The sequence below is a fragment of the Pseudomonas haemolytica genome (assembly GCF_009659625.1).
GTDB classification, from domain to species: Bacteria; Pseudomonadota; Gammaproteobacteria; order Pseudomonadales; family Pseudomonadaceae; genus Aquipseudomonas; species Aquipseudomonas haemolytica.
In genome coordinates this window covers 413,158-427,840 of the sequence record NZ_VOIW01000003.1, presented here as the reverse complement: position 1 = coordinate 427,840, position 14,683 = coordinate 413,158, and the positions used below count along the sequence as shown (strand labels likewise).

14 protein-coding genes are annotated in these 14,683 nt (G+C 60.7%); 7 read left to right on the top strand and 7 right to left on the bottom strand.

The annotated features are described in order from the left end of the window. Positions 1–3: 3 nt before the first annotated feature. A complete protein-coding gene (argA, locus tag FRT59_RS12365) occupies positions 4–1,302 on the bottom strand; it encodes an amino-acid N-acetyltransferase (RefSeq protein ID WP_034116318.1) in 1,299 nt (432 codons plus the stop codon). A 133-nt stretch (positions 1,303–1,435) separates the two neighbouring features. Continuing rightward, positions 1,436–2,584, bottom strand: a complete 1,149-nt coding sequence (gene argE, locus FRT59_RS12360; protein WP_153871329.1) for an acetylornithine deacetylase — start codon at positions 2,582–2,584, stop codon at positions 1,436–1,438. 158 nt (positions 2,585–2,742) lie between these two features. On the opposite strand from argE, the gene FRT59_RS12355 reads away from it, so the two are divergent. After that, positions 2,743–4,110, top strand: a complete 1,368-nt coding sequence (locus tag FRT59_RS12355; protein ID WP_153871328.1) for a CYTH domain-containing protein — start codon at positions 2,743–2,745, stop codon at positions 4,108–4,110. 99 nt (positions 4,111–4,209) lie between these two features. Here FRT59_RS12355 and FRT59_RS12350 read toward each other — a convergent pair whose 3' ends face one another. Next, positions 4,210–4,680 (bottom strand): Lrp/AsnC family transcriptional regulator, encoded by a 471-nt coding sequence (locus FRT59_RS12350; RefSeq protein WP_003195279.1) that lies wholly within the window; start codon positions 4,678–4,680, stop codon positions 4,210–4,212. Between the two features lie 127 nt (positions 4,681–4,807). Between FRT59_RS12350 and FRT59_RS12345 the strand changes: the two genes are divergently transcribed. The 6 genes from FRT59_RS12345 to FRT59_RS12320 all read left to right on the top strand — a co-directional run bounded on the left by FRT59_RS12345 (position 4,808) and on the right by FRT59_RS12320 (position 10,066). Further along, complete coding sequence (locus tag FRT59_RS12345; RefSeq protein WP_034116321.1) at positions 4,808–5,146, top strand: hypothetical protein; 339 nt, start codon at positions 4,808–4,810, stop codon at positions 5,144–5,146. A gap of 84 nt (positions 5,147–5,230) precedes the next feature. Continuing rightward, on the top strand, positions 5,231–6,925 hold the full coding sequence (locus tag FRT59_RS12340) for a GspE/PulE family protein (protein ID WP_153871327.1): 1,695 nt from the start codon (positions 5,231–5,233) through the stop codon (positions 6,923–6,925). 76 nt (positions 6,926–7,001) lie between these two features. Then, positions 7,002–7,922: an SPFH domain-containing protein gene (locus tag FRT59_RS12335; protein ID WP_003195285.1), complete on the top strand. Its 921-nt coding sequence runs from the start codon at positions 7,002–7,004 to the stop codon at positions 7,920–7,922. A gap of 10 nt (positions 7,923–7,932) precedes the next feature. Beyond that, positions 7,933–8,379: an NfeD family protein gene (locus FRT59_RS12330; RefSeq protein ID WP_034116323.1), complete on the top strand. Its 447-nt coding sequence runs from the start codon at positions 7,933–7,935 to the stop codon at positions 8,377–8,379. Between the two features lie 68 nt (positions 8,380–8,447). Next, entirely contained in the window at positions 8,448–8,762 is a 315-nt protein-coding gene (locus FRT59_RS12325; protein WP_034116324.1) for a DUF2388 domain-containing protein, read from the top strand. Between the two features lie 161 nt (positions 8,763–8,923). Continuing rightward, complete coding sequence (locus FRT59_RS12320) at positions 8,924–10,066, top strand: DegT/DnrJ/EryC1/StrS family aminotransferase (RefSeq protein WP_153871326.1); 1,143 nt, start codon at positions 8,924–8,926, stop codon at positions 10,064–10,066. Between the two features lie 109 nt (positions 10,067–10,175). Here the strand turns inward: FRT59_RS12320 and gcvH are convergent, their stop codons facing one another. From gcvH to FRT59_RS12300, 4 genes are all read right to left on the bottom strand, one after another. After that, entirely contained in the window at positions 10,176–10,559 is a 384-nt protein-coding gene (gcvH, locus tag FRT59_RS12315; RefSeq protein WP_153871325.1) for a glycine cleavage system protein GcvH, read from the bottom strand. A 52-nt stretch (positions 10,560–10,611) separates the two neighbouring features. Next, positions 10,612–11,694 (bottom strand): glycine cleavage system aminomethyltransferase GcvT, encoded by a 1,083-nt coding sequence (gcvT, locus tag FRT59_RS12310; RefSeq protein ID WP_153871324.1) that lies wholly within the window; start codon positions 11,692–11,694, stop codon positions 10,612–10,614. Between the two features lie 156 nt (positions 11,695–11,850). Next, positions 11,851–13,467: an ABC transporter permease gene (locus FRT59_RS12305; protein ID WP_153871323.1), complete on the bottom strand. Its 1,617-nt coding sequence runs from the start codon at positions 13,465–13,467 to the stop codon at positions 11,851–11,853. A gap of 162 nt (positions 13,468–13,629) precedes the next feature. Beyond that, the gene (locus FRT59_RS12300) at positions 13,630–14,634 is read right to left on the bottom strand and encodes an extracellular solute-binding protein (protein ID WP_043046961.1); all 1,005 of its coding nucleotides are present in this window, start codon (positions 14,632–14,634) and stop codon (positions 13,630–13,632) included. Between the last annotated feature and the right edge of the window lie 49 nt (positions 14,635–14,683).

The window sequence follows — 14,683 nt, the reverse complement described above, 5'->3', positions numbered from 1 at the left end:
GGTTTACAACGCTTTCTCGAAAATTTTCGAATTACGCTGATAGTTGTACAGCGAGGCCCGTGCCGACGGCAGGCGATCCACGCTGCTCGGCACAAACCCACGCTCCCGGAACCAGTGCGCGGTGCGGGTGGTGAGCACGAACAACGTCTTCAACCCTTGAGCCCGCGCCCGAGTCTCAATGCGTTCCAGCAGTTCATCACCGCGCCCGCCGTGGCGGTACTCCGGGTTCACTGCCAGGCACGCCAACTCACCCGCATCCGAATCCGCGATCTGATACAGCGCCGCGCAAGCGATGATCATGCCCTCGCGTTCGACCACGCTGAACTGTTCGATCTCACGTTCCAGCACTTCCCGCGAACGGCGTACCAGAATGCCTTGCTCTTCCAGCGGGCTGATCAGGTCGAGCAAACCGCCGACGTCTTCAATCGCCGCTTCGCGCACCAATTCGAATTGTTCCTGGGCCACCAGCGTACCGCCGCCGTCCCGGGTGAACAGTTCGGTGAGCAAGGCGCCGTCTTCGGCGTAGCTGACGATATGGCTGCGCCCTACTCCACCCCGGCAGGCTTGCGCGGCGGCATCGAGCAGCTCGGCTTGATAGTTGCTGCCCAGGCGTTGCAGGTGCGCAGGCACTTGCTGCGGGCGCAACTCTCGCACCAGGCGACCGTTTTCATCGATCAGGCCCAGGTCGGCACCAAACAACAGCAACTTGTCGGCGCCCAGGTCAATGGCAGCGCGGGTGGCGACGTCTTCACAGGCCAGGTTGAAGATTTCACCGGTGGGCGAATAACCCAACGGCGACAGCAGCACGATGGAGCGTTCGTCCAACAGGCGGTTGATGCCCTTGCGATCGACGCGGCGCACTTCGCCGGTGTGGTGGTAGTCCACGCCTTCAAGCACACCAATCGGCCGCGCGGTCACCAGGTTGCCGCTGGCCACCCGCAGGCGCGAGCCTTGCATCGGTGACGAGGCCATGTCCATGGACAGGCGCGCTTCAATGGCGATACGCAGGTGGCCCACCGCGTCGATCACACACTCCAGCGTCGCGGCATCGGTGATGCGCAAGCCTTCGTGGTAAGCCGGGGTCAGGCCGCGTGCCTGCAGGCGGGTTTCAATCTGTGGGCGCGAACCATGTACCAGCACCAGCCGCACACCCAGGCTATGGAGCAGCACCAGGTCGTGGACGATATTGCCGAAGTTCGGGTGTTCCACACCGTCGCCGGGCAGCATGACCACAAAGGTGCAGTCGCGGTGGGCGTTGATGTAGGGCGAAGCGTGACGAAGCCAATTGACGTATTCGGGCATGGAACCTGGGCCTGTAATAAAAAGCAGCCGAAAAAGGATGAGTCGAAAAAACGCACAGCGGGCTGATGGTTATCGTCGGAACAGGCTTGGCGACACGCTCGCTCTCCTTATGTACGAATGGGCAGGGGTTAATTTATGCAGGTTTCAGGCAGTAGTGTTCGATCAGTTCCCGCAATAGACGCACTGTAGGCGTCAAGCGTGACATTTCGAGGTACTCGCCCGGCTGATGGGCGCAGGCAATATCGCCGGGGCCAAGCACCAGGGTTTCACAACCAAGGCGCTGAAGATAAGGCGCTTCGGTGCCGAACGCTACTGCTTCGGCACGATGACCGGTCAATCGCTGCGCCACGCGCACCAACTCAGCGTCTTCGGGCTGCTCGAAAGGCGGAACTTCGGGGAACAATGGCGCGTAATCGATCTTGACCTTGTGGCGCTCGGCCAGGGGTTCGAGCTTCTGCCTAATAGCCGCACGCAGCACCTCGGGATCCATGCCCGGCAAAGGTCGCAGATCGAACTCCAGTGAACACTGGCCGCAGATGCGGTTAGGGTTGTCGCCGCCGTGGATGCAGCCGAAGTTCATGGTCGGCTGCGGCACGCTGAATTGTGGGTTGCGGTACTCGCGCTGCCAGGCCAGACGCAGGCCGCGCAGTTCGCCGATGGCATCGTGCATGGCTTCAAGGGCGCTGTGGCCCAGGCTGGGGTCCGACGAGTGACCGCTGCGGCCGAGGATATCGATGCGCTCCATCATCACGCCTTTGTGCAGTCGAATCGGCTTGAGGCCCGTCGGCTCGCCGATCACCGCCGCCCGGCCCAGCGGGCGCCCGGCCTCGGCCAGCGCACGGGCACCGGACATCGAGCTTTCCTCGTCACAGGTGGCGAGGACCAGCAGCGGTTGCTTGAACGGCTGGTCCAGCAGCGGCGACACAGCTTCGATGATCAGGGCGAAAAAGCCCTTCATGTCGCAACTGCCCAGTCCTACCCAGCGGCCGTCGACTTCCGTCAGTTTGAGCGGATCGGTCTTCCACAACGCCGCGTCGTAAGGAACGGTATCGCTATGGCCCGCCAGCACCAAACCACCGGGGCCGCTGCCGAAGCTGGCCAACAGGTTGAACTTGCCAGGGCTGACTTGCTGGATATCGATAGCAAAGCCCAGGTCACCCAGCCAAGCGGCGAGCAGATCGATCACCGGGCGGTTGGTCTGGTCGAGAGACGCTTGGGTACAACTCACCGACGGTGCGGCGATCAAGGCGGCGAACTGCTCTTTCATGGACGGTAACGGCATGCGCGGTCTCCCAACTTCCCGGATGAACCTCACTATAGAGGCATCTGCACGACACAATAAACCGTTGCGGCACGTTGCCGGGCTCAGTCCTGTACACTGCACGACCTTGGCAGCCACACTTTTCCCCGGCTGCGCTCCCGATCCTGGATTTTCCGGCCATGCAGAAAGAAACCGAAATCAAGCTCCGCGTCAGCCGCGAAACACTCGCCGCGCTGCGTGAGCACCCGCTACTGAAAAAACGCAACAAAAGTGGCTGGGAACGCCGTGAGTTGATGAACCAGTACTTCGACACCCCCGAGCGTGACCTGGCCCAGGCCAAAGTTGCCCTGCGCCTGCGCAAGGACGGTGACGACATTATCCAGACCCTCAAGACCCGTGGCCAAAGCGTCGCCGGCTTGTCGGAACGCAACGAGTACAACTGGGAACTGCCCAAAGCCAAGCTCGACGTGAAGAAACTAGACGGCGAATGCTGGCCTGAGCAACTGGCCGAGCTGGACAAGAAAACCCTCAAGCCGATCTTCACCACCGATTTCGTCCGCGAGCACGCCGAAATCGCCTGGGGCCGCGGCAAAGCCAAGGTGGTGATCGAAGCCGCCCTGGACCTGGGCCATGTAGTGGTCGGCAAGCAGAAGGAAGAAATCTGCGAGCTGGAACTGGAACTGCGCGAAGGCGAACCGGCTGCCCTGCTGGAACTGGCCGCCGAGCTGGCCGCGACCCTGGCGCTGATGCCCTGTGATATCAGCAAGGCCGAGCGTGGCTACCGCCTGTACGACGCCAGCAGCTACTCCCTGAGCCTGCCCGCCCCGCAGATCCACGCAGAAATGCCATTGGACGATGCCTTCGCTGCGATCATGTGGCACCTGCTGGGCAGCAGCCAGCGCCTGGCCGAGCAATACCGTTTCAACGGCCACTGGCGCCTGCTGCAGGACTGGGTCGAAAACCTCGGCGAGCTGCGTGCCCTGATCGGCAGCCTCGGCCAGGCCGCACCGCGTCAATCCACCAGCGAGCTGCGCAGCGCGCTGGATGCACTGCTGGAAGACTGGCGCCCGCTGGTCCAGGCCGGTGACGACGATGAAGACATTCGCAAAGCCGCGCCGGAGCAGTTCGTCGAAGAGCTGCAAGACGTGCGTTGGGGCCTGTTCTCACTGAACACCTCGCGCTGGCTGCTGGCCCGTACCTGGACCGCCGAGCGCAACGTGCGCGGCAACCGCCAGGGCGCTGCGCAAATCACCAACTGGCTGCCGCGCCTGCTGGCCGACGACGCCGTAGCCCTGCAACTGTCGCGCTACCAGCAACAGCCGGAAGACCTGGCCGAGCAACTGCCGCGCATCGAACGCATCCAGGCCTGGCTGCACCATGCGCGTCACGTGGTGGATATTCCCGAGCTGGACCGCTTGTACGGCGAGCTGAACAAGCTGGCGCACCTGGCTAACCAGCCGATTACCGATGAGTCGCTGGATGCGCGTATGCATCAGGCGATTGCGGTGTATCAGAATCGGGCCTGGAAGACGCTTCTGCGCCTGTAATATCGCCATCGGGAGCAAGCTCCCTCCCACAGGGGAATGCGTTCCAATGTGGGAGGGGCGGTGCGACGATTCGACTTGCCCCCGATGAGGCCCTCCCTGTCAGCGCAATACTGGCAGGCTGGTGGTGGACTTGATCTCGGACAACGCCACAATCGAGTTGACCTCCTGGATCCCCGGCACCATCGACAACTTCTCGAAGAAAAACCGCTCATATGCCTCGATATCCGAGGTGACGATGCGCAACAGAAAATCCACCGCCCCCATCAGCACATAACACTCCAACACTTCCGGGAACCCGCGAATCGCTTCGGTGAACTCGGTGAAGTTGGAGCGACCATGGGCGTTGAGTTTGACCTCGGCGAAAATCTGCGTGTTGAGCCCGATTTTCTTGCGGTCCAGCAGGGTGACCTGGCCACGGATCACGCCCTCTTCCTTGAGCCGCTGAATGCGCCGCCAACACGGTGACTGTGATAGGCCAACCTGCTCGGCGATCTGTGCGCTGGAGAGCGAGGCATCCTCTTGCAGCAGGGCCAGGATGCGGCGGTCGTAGGCGTCCAACTCACTGTGCATAGAAATACCTGCTGATAGGTTTATTCTGAATTGATTGATTCGAATAATCGCAAAATCAGCTCATCATAGATAAGAAATCTCCCGAGCCGAATGTAAAAATTTCTCCAGTCAAATCTGGAGAGTCAGCATGCATGTCGTTGAAACCGCCCACCCTGTCACCCGCGCCGATGCGTGGGCCGTCACCAGCGCCCACTGCCAGGCGCACTATCGCATCGTCGCCGAAGCTGAGCCGGACGTGCTGTGCCGGGTGCTGAACTATTTCGCGCTGCAATCGCTGACACCTGCCCAGGTCAGTGCGAGCCGGGACGCCGACCTGATGAACATCGATATCGTGATGCATGGCCTGAGCTGGCACCGCGCCCAAGTGATCGGTGAAAAGATTCGAAACCTGATCAGCGTATGCGACCTGGAGCTTTGGCCAGCTGATTCCGAGCGGCTTCAAGCGCTGGCGGCAACCGCGGGGTAACAGCCTGTAAAACACACGGGGAGGAGGATTTTCAGAGGCTGGCTAGCCTGGGATTACACCTCCCAGCTTCCCAGGAAACCCTGCATGTCCGTCGCCTCCCACGATCACCCCTTGGAACTGCATCAGTTGTTGCCGGCGTTAATCGAGCAAGGGTTGATCACGGCGCAGGCGGCGCAGAAAATTTCGGCAGCACCCTGCAACCAACATCCCTTGGAGTGCATCGCGGCCGAAGGCCCTTGCCTTGAGACCTTGACCCAATGGCTGGCCCGGCATGCCGGCCAGACTTACTTGCGCATCGACCCGTTGAAAATCGATGTGGCGGCAGTGGTGCCGTTGATGTCTCATGCCTTCGCCCAGCGCCACGGCATCCTTGCAGTGGCGGTAGATGCGCAGAGCGTCACGGTCGCCAGCGCCCAGCCCCATGTCAGCGCCTGGGAAGCCGGGCTCTCCCAAGTGCTCAAGCGCTCGATCAGGCGCGTGGTTGCCAACCCCCGGGATATCCAGCGCTGCATCAACGAGTTTTACCGGCTGGCCAAGTCAGTCCGTAGCGCCGATCAAAAGATGGCGACACCCGGCAACGTCGAGCTGCTCAGCCTCGGCGCCAGCGACAAGGAACCGGATGCCAATGACGCGCATATCGTCAACATCGTCGACTGGCTGTTGCAATACGCCTTTGCCCAACGGGCCAGCGACATACACATTGAACCCAGCGGCGACCAGGGCCGGGTGCGCTTTCGCATCGATGGGCTGTTGCAGGACGTGTATCAATTCCCGCCTCAGGTCACCACGGCAGTGGTCAGCCGTTTGAAAAGCCTCGGGCGAATGAATGTGGCCGAGAAACGCAAACCCCAGGACGGCCGAGTCAAGACCAGGAACCCGACAGGCGTCGAGGTGGAGCTGCGCCTTTCGACCCTGCCGACGGCGTTTGGCGAAAAGCTGGTGATGCGGATTTTTGACCCACAGGTGCTGCTCAAGGATTTTGACCAGTTGGGGTTGTCGAGCGCTGACCAGCAACGCTGGCACGCCATGACCCGGCAAGCCAATGGCATCATCCTGGTCACAGGCCCGACCGGCTCGGGCAAGACCAGCACCCTCTACACCACCCTCAAGCAACTGGCGACCCGTGAGGTCAACCTGTGTACGGTGGAAGATCCGATTGAAATGGTCGAGCCGGCTTTTAATCAGATGCAGGTCCAACACAACATTGATCTCACATTTGCCAGCGGCATCCGCGCCCTGCTGCGCCAGGACCCGGACATCATCATGATCGGCGAAATCCGTGACCAGGAAACCGCAGAGATGGCGATCCAGGCCGCGTTGACCGGGCACCTGGTGCTATCGACCCTGCATACCAACGATGCGCCCAGCGCTATCAGCCGACTGCAGGAGTTGGGCATTGCTCATTATTTGATCAAGGCTACGCTCTTAGGGGTCATGGCCCAGCGCCTGGTGCGAGTCCTGTGCACCCACTGCAAGCGCCCGGCGGAGGTGGAAAGCGTTGGCGGCTACGAAGCCGTCGGCTGTGTGGAATGTCGTGACAGCGGTTATCAGGGCCGGGCCGGGCTCTACGAAATAATGGTATTGGACCCAGCGCTCAAGGCGCTGGTCACCCCCGACGCAGACGTACAGGCGCTGCGCCGTGGGGCGCTGGCACAAGGCATGAACAGCCTGCGTATGGCCGGCATCGATAAAGTGAAGGCTGGCCTGACCACGATGACGGAGGTATTACGGGTCACCCCTGGGGATTCAGAAACAAATCCCTTGTTTATTGGGCCGTGAAACCGTCTTTATTCGTGACCAGACCGTTACAATCGGCCCAATGTCGTTCACTGACACCTCCAGATAGGGAATCGTTATGCAGATCGGAACCGTACTGCTTCTTTTCGTGGGCTTGGCCATTGCCATCCTGTTCATGGGTTTCAAGGTGGTGCCCCAAGGCTACCAGTGGACTGTTGAACGTTTCGGCCGCTACACCAACACCCTCAAGCCCGGCCTGAACATCATCATCCCGGTCATGGACCGCATTGGTCGCAAGATCAACGTGATGGAAAGCGTACTGGATATCCCGCCCCAGGAAGTCATTACCGCCGACAACGCTACCGTGCAGATCGATGCCGTGTGCTTCTTCCAGGTGGTCAACACCGCCCAGGCCGCCTACGAGGTCAACAACCTCGAACATGCCATTCGCAACCTGCTGCAAACCAATATCCGTACGGTACTCGGCTCGATGGAACTGGACGCCATGCTGAGCCAGCGAGACGGCATCAACGAAAAGCTGCTGCGCACCGTGGATGAAGCCACTGCGCCGTGGGGCATCAAGATCACCCGTATCGAGATCAAGGACATCAGCCCGCCCGCCGACCTGATGGCCGCCATGTCTGGCCAGATGAAAGCCGAGCGGATCAAGCGTGCACAGATCCTCGAAGCCGAGGGCCTGCGGGCGTCGGCGATCCTGACGGCCGAAGGCAAGAAGCAGGCGCAGATCCTCGAAGCCGAAGGTAGCCGCCAGGCTGCGTTCCTGGAATCCGAAGCGCGTGAGCGTCAGGCCGAAGCCGAAGCCCGGGCGACACAAGTAGTGTCCGAAGCCATCGCGTCGGGCAACGTGCAGGCGGTCAATTACTTCGTCGCGCAAAAATACATCGATGCCCTGGGCAAGCTGGCGTCGGCCAACAACAGCAAAGTCATCCTGATGCCGCTGGAAGCCAGCCAGGTGATTGGCGCCGTGGGCGGTATCGGCGAGATCGTCAAGGCGACTTTCGGCAACCAGAAAGGCTGAGGCCATCACCATGTGGGATTTCCTGCTGCATTTGTCGTTCTGGGATTGGTTGGCGCTGGGCACCGTGCTGTTGATACTCGAGGTGTTCGGTGCCGGCGGCTACCTGCTGTGGATGGGCATCGCCGCTGCTGCCGTGGGCGTAATCAAGTTCTTGGTGCCGCCGCTCGGGCTGGAATGGCAACTGCTGCTGTTTGCCGTGTTGTCGATACTGACCGCCGTGTACTGGTGGAAACGCCAACGCAGCAGCGGCAAAACCAGCGATCAACCGGGCTTGAACGAGCGTGGTACAGAGCTGGTCGGGCGCACCTTCGTGGTGCATCAGGCGATTGTGGAAGGCCGGGGCAAGGTCAAAGTCGGCGATGGGGTATGGATGGTCACCGGTGCCGACACACCCGCAGGCGCTCAAGTGCGCGTGATTGGCCTGGAGGGAGTGATTTTAAAAGTTGAAACTGTTTAGTCAGTCATGGAACTCGACTGACTTAACTACAATCAAAACGTACAGATAACCCACCGGAGTCACCCATCATGCGTCTCAAATATGCTGTCGCCACCCTCGCTGTGCTTTCCCTTCCTGTCGGTTCAGCCATGGCCGACAGTTTCTGGCGCAATGTCATCTCGTCGGGCGCCACCACCGGCTCGACGTACCTGACGTTCAAGGACCACAAGCTGGTCGTTGCCGCCCAGGATGACGCTGGCAGCTTCGTTGCCAGCGACGGCGGCATTCGCGGCCCATACCTGGAAGCCGCCATGCAGAAAGTCCGCGCCGACAACCCTGGCCTCAAGGCCACGGACATGGAACTGGCTAACGCCATCCTCGCGAAGAATGCCGTCGCCGAGTAACCAAGCCCGATAAAAAATGCCGCTTTTTCAAGCGGCATTTTTTTGCCTGCAACCTGACGAATCGTTCACGCGCGACAGGCTATATTCAGTCGAGCCATGCAACCATGCGCTACTGATACCTCTATTACTCATCACCTACCGAAACGGATGCCTTCTTCGTCATGAGCCAACTGCCCTTCCTGCCGTTTTCCAAACCTACCATCGATGAAGCCACTATCTCGGCAGTCGGCGATGTCCTGCGTTCCGGCTGGATCACCAGCGGGCCCAAGGTGCAGGCATTCGAAGCGCAGTTGTCGGAATACTTTGGCGGGCGCCCAGTGCGCACCTTCAACTCGGGCACCTGCACCATGGAGATTGCCCTGCGCATTGCCGGTATCGGGCCAGGGGATGAAGTCATCACTACACCGATTTCCTGGGTTGCGACGGCCAACGTCATTCTCGAGGTGGGCGCCACCCCTGTATTTGCCGATATCGATCCAGTCACGCGTAACATCGACCTGACCCAGGTAGAAGCAGCAATCACCCCGCGTACCAAGGCGATCATCCCGGTCTACCTGGCCGGTTTACCCCTGGATATGCCGATGCTTTACGCGCTGGCCAACAAGTACAACCTGCGTATCGTGGAAGATGCTGCCCAGGCACTGGGGTCCAGTTGGGATGGAGAGCGGATTGGCGCCACCGGCGACTTCGTGTCATTCAGTTTCCAGGCGAACAAGAACATCACTTCGTCCGAAGGTGGCTGCCTGGTGTTGAATAACGCCGAGGAAGCCCGCCTGGCAGAGAAATATCGCCTGCAGGGCGTGACCCGCACCGGTTTCGACGGCCTGGATGTGGATGTATTGGGCGGCAAGTTCAACATGACCGACATTGCCGCAGCCATCGGGCTGGGGCAGTTTGCGCATATCGAGAAGATCACCGCCCACCGCCAGAACCTGGCACGACACTACTTCAAGTGCTTCGGCAGCGATTTCGAAGAACAGTATGGTGCGCAACTGCCGCCGGCAGACTTCGAAAACAGCAACTGGCACCTGTTCCAACTGGTGCTGCCGGAGCGCCAGGATGGCCTGCCGGCCCGAGCGACGTTCATGGAGCAGATGCAGGCCCACGGCGTCGGCATTGGCTATCACTATCCGCCGATCCACCTGCTGAGCCTGTATCGGGCGCAGGGTTTCAAGGAAGGTATGTTCCCGGTGGCGGAGCGTGTTGGGCGTTTGATCGTGTCGTTGCCGATGTTTACGGCGATGACAGAGGCGGATGTGGAGCGGGCTGTCGCGGCGGTTAAAGCGGTATTGAAAGCAGGCTGATCACACACTGTGGGAGGGGGCTTGCTCCCGATTGCGGTGTGTCAGCTACAAGTGAGTTGACTGGCACACCGCAATCGGGAGCAAGCCCCCTCCCACATGGGGTTTGCGTTTATTCGCCGATGGCGGCTTTGTAGCCGGCAGCGTCCAAGAGTTTTTCCAAATCCGCATCGGCATTCGAAGGTTTGACCTTGAAAATCCACGATTCATAAGGCGTGTTGTTCAGCGCTTCAGGTTCGGAACCCAGCGCCTGGTTGACTTCGACCACGTCACCCGCCACTGGTGAATAGATATCCGAGGCCGCTTTCACCGACTCAACCACACCCGCGACATCGCCCGCGACAAACACTTTGCCGATTTCCGGCAGTTCCACAAACACCACATCGCCCAGAGCTTCCTGTGCATGGTCGGAAATGCCCACCACGATAAGATCACCCTCCTTTTTCGCCCACTCATGACTTTCGGCAAAACGCAGGTCTGCAGGGATATTGCTCATAGTCTGTGTCCTCAAGAAGAAATGTCAGCGGCCATTGGCCTGCCGGAAATAGTTAGATCAAGGTTTTGCCATGGCGCACGAAGGTCGGCTTGACCACTCGAACCGGGTACCACTTACCGCGGATTTCCACTTCGGCCCGGTCGGCAGTCGCCGTCGGCACACGCGCCAGGGCAATGGATTTGCTTAGCGTAGGCGAGAAACTACCACTGGTGATCTCTCCTTCGCCAACATTGGCGATACGAACCACTTGGTGAGCACGTAAAACCCCGCGCTCTTCCAGTACCAGCCCCACCAGTTTGAATTGCACGCCGGCAGTTTTTTCCGCTTCCAGCGCAGTGCGACCGATGAAATTGCGCCCGACAGGCTCCCAGGCAATGCTCCAGGCCATATTGGCCGCCAGGGGCGAAACATTCTGGTGGATATCCTGGCCATACAGGTTCATGCCGGCCTCCAGGCGCAAGGTATCGCGAGCGCCGAGACCAATGGGGGAAATGCCGGCACCCACCAGATCGTTGAAGAAGCCTGGCGCCTGATCGGCAGGCAGGACAATTTCCAGGCCATCTTCACCGGTATAGCCGGTGCGGGCGATAAACCAGTCGCCGTCGGCCTGGCCCTCGAAGGGCTTGAGTTGCTGGATCAGGGTGCCACGGGACTGGGTCACCAGTTCGGCGATTTTCTGCCGGGCATGGGGGCCCTGGATGGCGAGCATGGCCAGCTCGGATCGCTCATGCAGTTGCACCTGATAGTCGCCCAGTTGCGCCTGCATCCAGGCCATGTCCTGGTCGCGGGTGGCGGCGTTGACCACCAGCCGGTAGCCGCTCTCTGTGCGGTAGACGATCATGTCGTCCACCACCCCACCCTGCTCGTTGAGCATGGCGCTGTACAACGCACGGCCGCAGCCGTGCAATCGATCGACATCATTGGCCAGCAAGCGCTGGAGCCATTCCTTGGCCTGAGGGCCGGTGACATCGATTACGGTCATATGAGATACATCGAAGACCCCACAGTCGCGTCGCACCTGGTGGTGCTCTTCAACTTGCGAGCCGTAATGCAAAGGCATATCCCAACCGCCAAAATCGACCATTTTCGCGCCGAGGGCGAGATGCAGGTCATACAGAGGCGTACGCTGTCCCATGGGTTTCTCCTTCCGGGCTTGGCGAAGGTGCGCAGGGCTGCCACATGCGCTGAACACCCTGGATTACAAGGCCCGCAGCCACATACAGCAGGTCGATCCGAAAGACGGAGCGCACCGAATGCCGCGCATTGTAGCCTCAAGCCGTAGGACTGGCACCTAGCCGATTTGTCGGGCAGAGCGCCGAATCAGCCCGATGACCGGCAACAACCCGACCAGCACCAGGGTCAGCGCCGGCAAAGAAGCCCGCGCCCATTCGCCTTCACTGGTCATTTCAAAGATCCGCACCGCCAGGGTGTCCCAGCCGAACGGGCGCATCAGCAGGGTCGCAGGCATTTCCTTGAGCACATCGACGAACACCAGCAGCGCCGCGCTCAAGGTGCCCGGCAACAATAACGGCAGATACACTTTGCAAAACAGTCGCGGGCCACTCACTCCAAGGCTGCGTGCAGCTTCGGGCAATGACGGGCGAATGCGTGCCAGGCTGTTTTCCAAAGGCCCGTAGGCCACTGCCAGGAACCGCACCAAATACGCCAGCACCAGCGCTGACAGGCTGCCCAGCAGCAAGGGCTTGCCCGCACCGCCCAGCCAGCCGGACAGTGGCACCACCAGCTCGCGATCCAAGTAGCTGAACGCCAGCATGATCGACACCGCCAGCACCGAACCGGGCAAGGCATAGCCGACATTGGCCAGGCTGATGCCGGAGCGAATCGCCCGAGTCGGCGCCAAGCGGTTGGCAAAGGCCAGTATCAGCGCCACGCTGACAGTAATCAGCGCTGCAATACCGCCCAGGTAGAGGGTGTGGATGATCAGGCCCGTGTAGCGCTCATCCAGGTCGAAGCGACCGCGCTGCCAGAACCAGGCCACCAGTTGCAGCATCGGGATCACAAACGCGCAAGCGAATACCAGGCCGCACCAAGCGCTGGCCGCCACCGCCTTGAGCCCACGAAGGTGGTACAACGCCTTGCCTCGCGGTCGCTCATTGCTCGGCCGGCTGGCCCCGCGGGCGCGCCGTTCGCCATACAGCACCAGCATCACCACCAGCAGCAACAGGCTGGCCAGTTGAGCGGCACTGGAAAGACTGAAAAAGCCGTACCAGGTCTTGTAGATAGCGGTGGTGAAGGTGTCGAAATTGAATACCGAGACGGCGCCGAAATCCGCCAGGGTCTCCATCAAGGCCAAGGCCACGCCGGCACCAATCGCGGGGCGCGCCATCGGCAAGGCCACGCGCCAGAATGCTTGCCAGGGCGACTGCCCCAGCACCCGCGCCGCTTCCATCAAGCCCTTGCCCTGGGCCAGAAACGCCGTGCGCGCCAACAGGTAGACGTAGGGATAGAACACCAGCACCAACACGATGACTACGCCGCTTGTGGAGCGCACCCGCGGCAAACGCAGCCCTGTACCGAACCATTCGCGCAGCAAGGTTTGCACTGGACCTGCGAAGTCCAGCAGGCCGACGAACACGAAGGCGAGCACGTAGGCCGGAATCGCAAAGGGCAGCATCAAGGCCCAATCAAGCCAGCGTCGCCCGGGGAATTCGCAGAGGCTGGTCAGCCAGGCCAGGCTGACGCCCAACAGTGTCACGCCAAGACCGACACCGAGTACCAGGGTCAGGGTGTTGCCGAGCAAACGGGGCATCTGGGTGTCCCACAGGTGGGACCAGATCTGTTGATCGATGCTTTGCCAGGACAGCAACAGCACGCTCAGCGGCAGCAGCACCAGGGCGGCGACGGTGAAGACCGGCAGGTACCAACGGCGTTGGGCGGGGTGGGCCAAGAGCAAACTCTCTGTGAACGGGTTATCTAAAGGTAAGACACAAAACAGTGTGGGAGGGGGCTTGCTCCCGATGGCGGAGTGCCAGTCAATGATGATTAGACTGATACCCCGCTATCGGGAGCAAGCCCCCTCCCACATTTAGATCTGTGGCAATTTACACATTCAGTTCCAGCCAGCGCGATCCATCAGGCGGATGGCTTCAGCCTGGCGCTTGCCCGCCACTTCCACCGGCAAGGTATCGGCTACGAACTTGCCCCAGCTCGCCACTTCCGCCGATGGCGGTACCGCCGGGTTGGCCGGGAACTCCTGGTTCACGTCGGCAAAGATCTTCTGCGCCTCAGGCGTAGTCATCCACTCCACCAGTGCCTTGGCCGCTTCCGGGTGCGGCGCGTGCTTGGTCAGGCCGATACCTGACAGGTTCACATGCACGCCACGGTCGCCCTGGTTCGGCCAGAACAGTTTCACTGCCAGGTCGGGCTTCTGCTTGTGCAGGCGGCCGTAGTAGTAGGTATTGACGATACCCACGTCGCACTGCCCGGCGTTGATAGCCTCCAGCACGGCAATGTCGTCGGAGAACACGTCGGTGGACAGGTTGTTGACCCAACCCTTGACGATCTCTTCGGTCTTGGCTGCGCCATGGGTTTCGATCAACGTGGCGGTCAGCGACTGGTTGTAGACCTTTTTCGCCGTGCGAAGGCACAGGCGTCCTTCCCACTGCTTGTCGGCCAAGGCTTCGTAGGTGGTCAGCTCGCCCGGTTTTACCCGGTCAGTGGAATAGGCGATCGTCCGCGCACGCAGGCTCAAACCGGTCCAGGCGTGGGCCGATGAGCGATATTGCAGCGGAATATTCTTGTCGATGACGGCAGAGGTGAAGGGTTGCAGGATGCCCATCTGTTCGGCCTGCCACAGGTTGCCGGCGTCAACGGTAAGCAGCAGGTCGGCGGTGGCGTTCTCGCCCTCGGCCTTGATGCGCTGCATCAGCGGCGCTTCCTTGTCGGTAATGAACTTGACCTGCACGCCGGTCTTCTTGGTGTAGGCGTCGAATACCGGCTTGATCAGTTCGTCGATACGCGAGGAGTAGACCACCACTTCGTCGGCCGCCTGCACGGTGGTGCTGCCGATCAAGGTGAGTGCCAGGGCAGTCAGGAGGCGCTTGGGTGCCAACATGGGTGCGGTCTCTCATTTGAAAATTGAGAGCAAATGATAAGGACTCACA

Bases quoted from the DNA above. Each gene is read 5' to 3' on its own strand.
- argA (WP_034116318.1), bottom strand. From the start codon at position 1,302: ATGCCCGAATACGTCAATTGGCTTCGTCACGCTTCGCCCTACATCAAC.
- argE (WP_153871329.1), bottom strand. From the start codon at position 2,584: ATGCCGTTACCGTCCATGAAAGAGCAGTTCGCCGCCTTGATCGCCGCA.
- FRT59_RS12355 (WP_153871328.1), top strand. From the start codon at position 2,743: ATGCAGAAAGAAACCGAAATCAAGCTCCGCGTCAGCCGCGAAACACTC.
- FRT59_RS12350 (WP_003195279.1), bottom strand. From the start codon at position 4,680: ATGCACAGTGAGTTGGACGCCTACGACCGCCGCATCCTGGCCCTGCTG.
- FRT59_RS12345 (WP_034116321.1), top strand. From the start codon at position 4,808: ATGCATGTCGTTGAAACCGCCCACCCTGTCACCCGCGCCGATGCGTGG.
- FRT59_RS12340 (WP_153871327.1), top strand. From the start codon at position 5,231: ATGTCCGTCGCCTCCCACGATCACCCCTTGGAACTGCATCAGTTGTTG.
- FRT59_RS12335 (WP_003195285.1), top strand. From the start codon at position 7,002: ATGCAGATCGGAACCGTACTGCTTCTTTTCGTGGGCTTGGCCATTGCC.
- FRT59_RS12330 (WP_034116323.1), top strand. From the start codon at position 7,933: ATGTGGGATTTCCTGCTGCATTTGTCGTTCTGGGATTGGTTGGCGCTG.
- FRT59_RS12325 (WP_034116324.1), top strand. From the start codon at position 8,448: ATGCGTCTCAAATATGCTGTCGCCACCCTCGCTGTGCTTTCCCTTCCT.
- FRT59_RS12320 (WP_153871326.1), top strand. From the start codon at position 8,924: ATGAGCCAACTGCCCTTCCTGCCGTTTTCCAAACCTACCATCGATGAA.
- gcvH (WP_153871325.1), bottom strand. From the start codon at position 10,559: ATGAGCAATATCCCTGCAGACCTGCGTTTTGCCGAAAGTCATGAGTGG.
- gcvT (WP_153871324.1), bottom strand. From the start codon at position 11,694: ATGGGACAGCGTACGCCTCTGTATGACCTGCATCTCGCCCTCGGCGCG.
- FRT59_RS12300 (WP_043046961.1), bottom strand. From the start codon at position 14,634: ATGTTGGCACCCAAGCGCCTCCTGACTGCCCTGGCACTCACCTTGATC.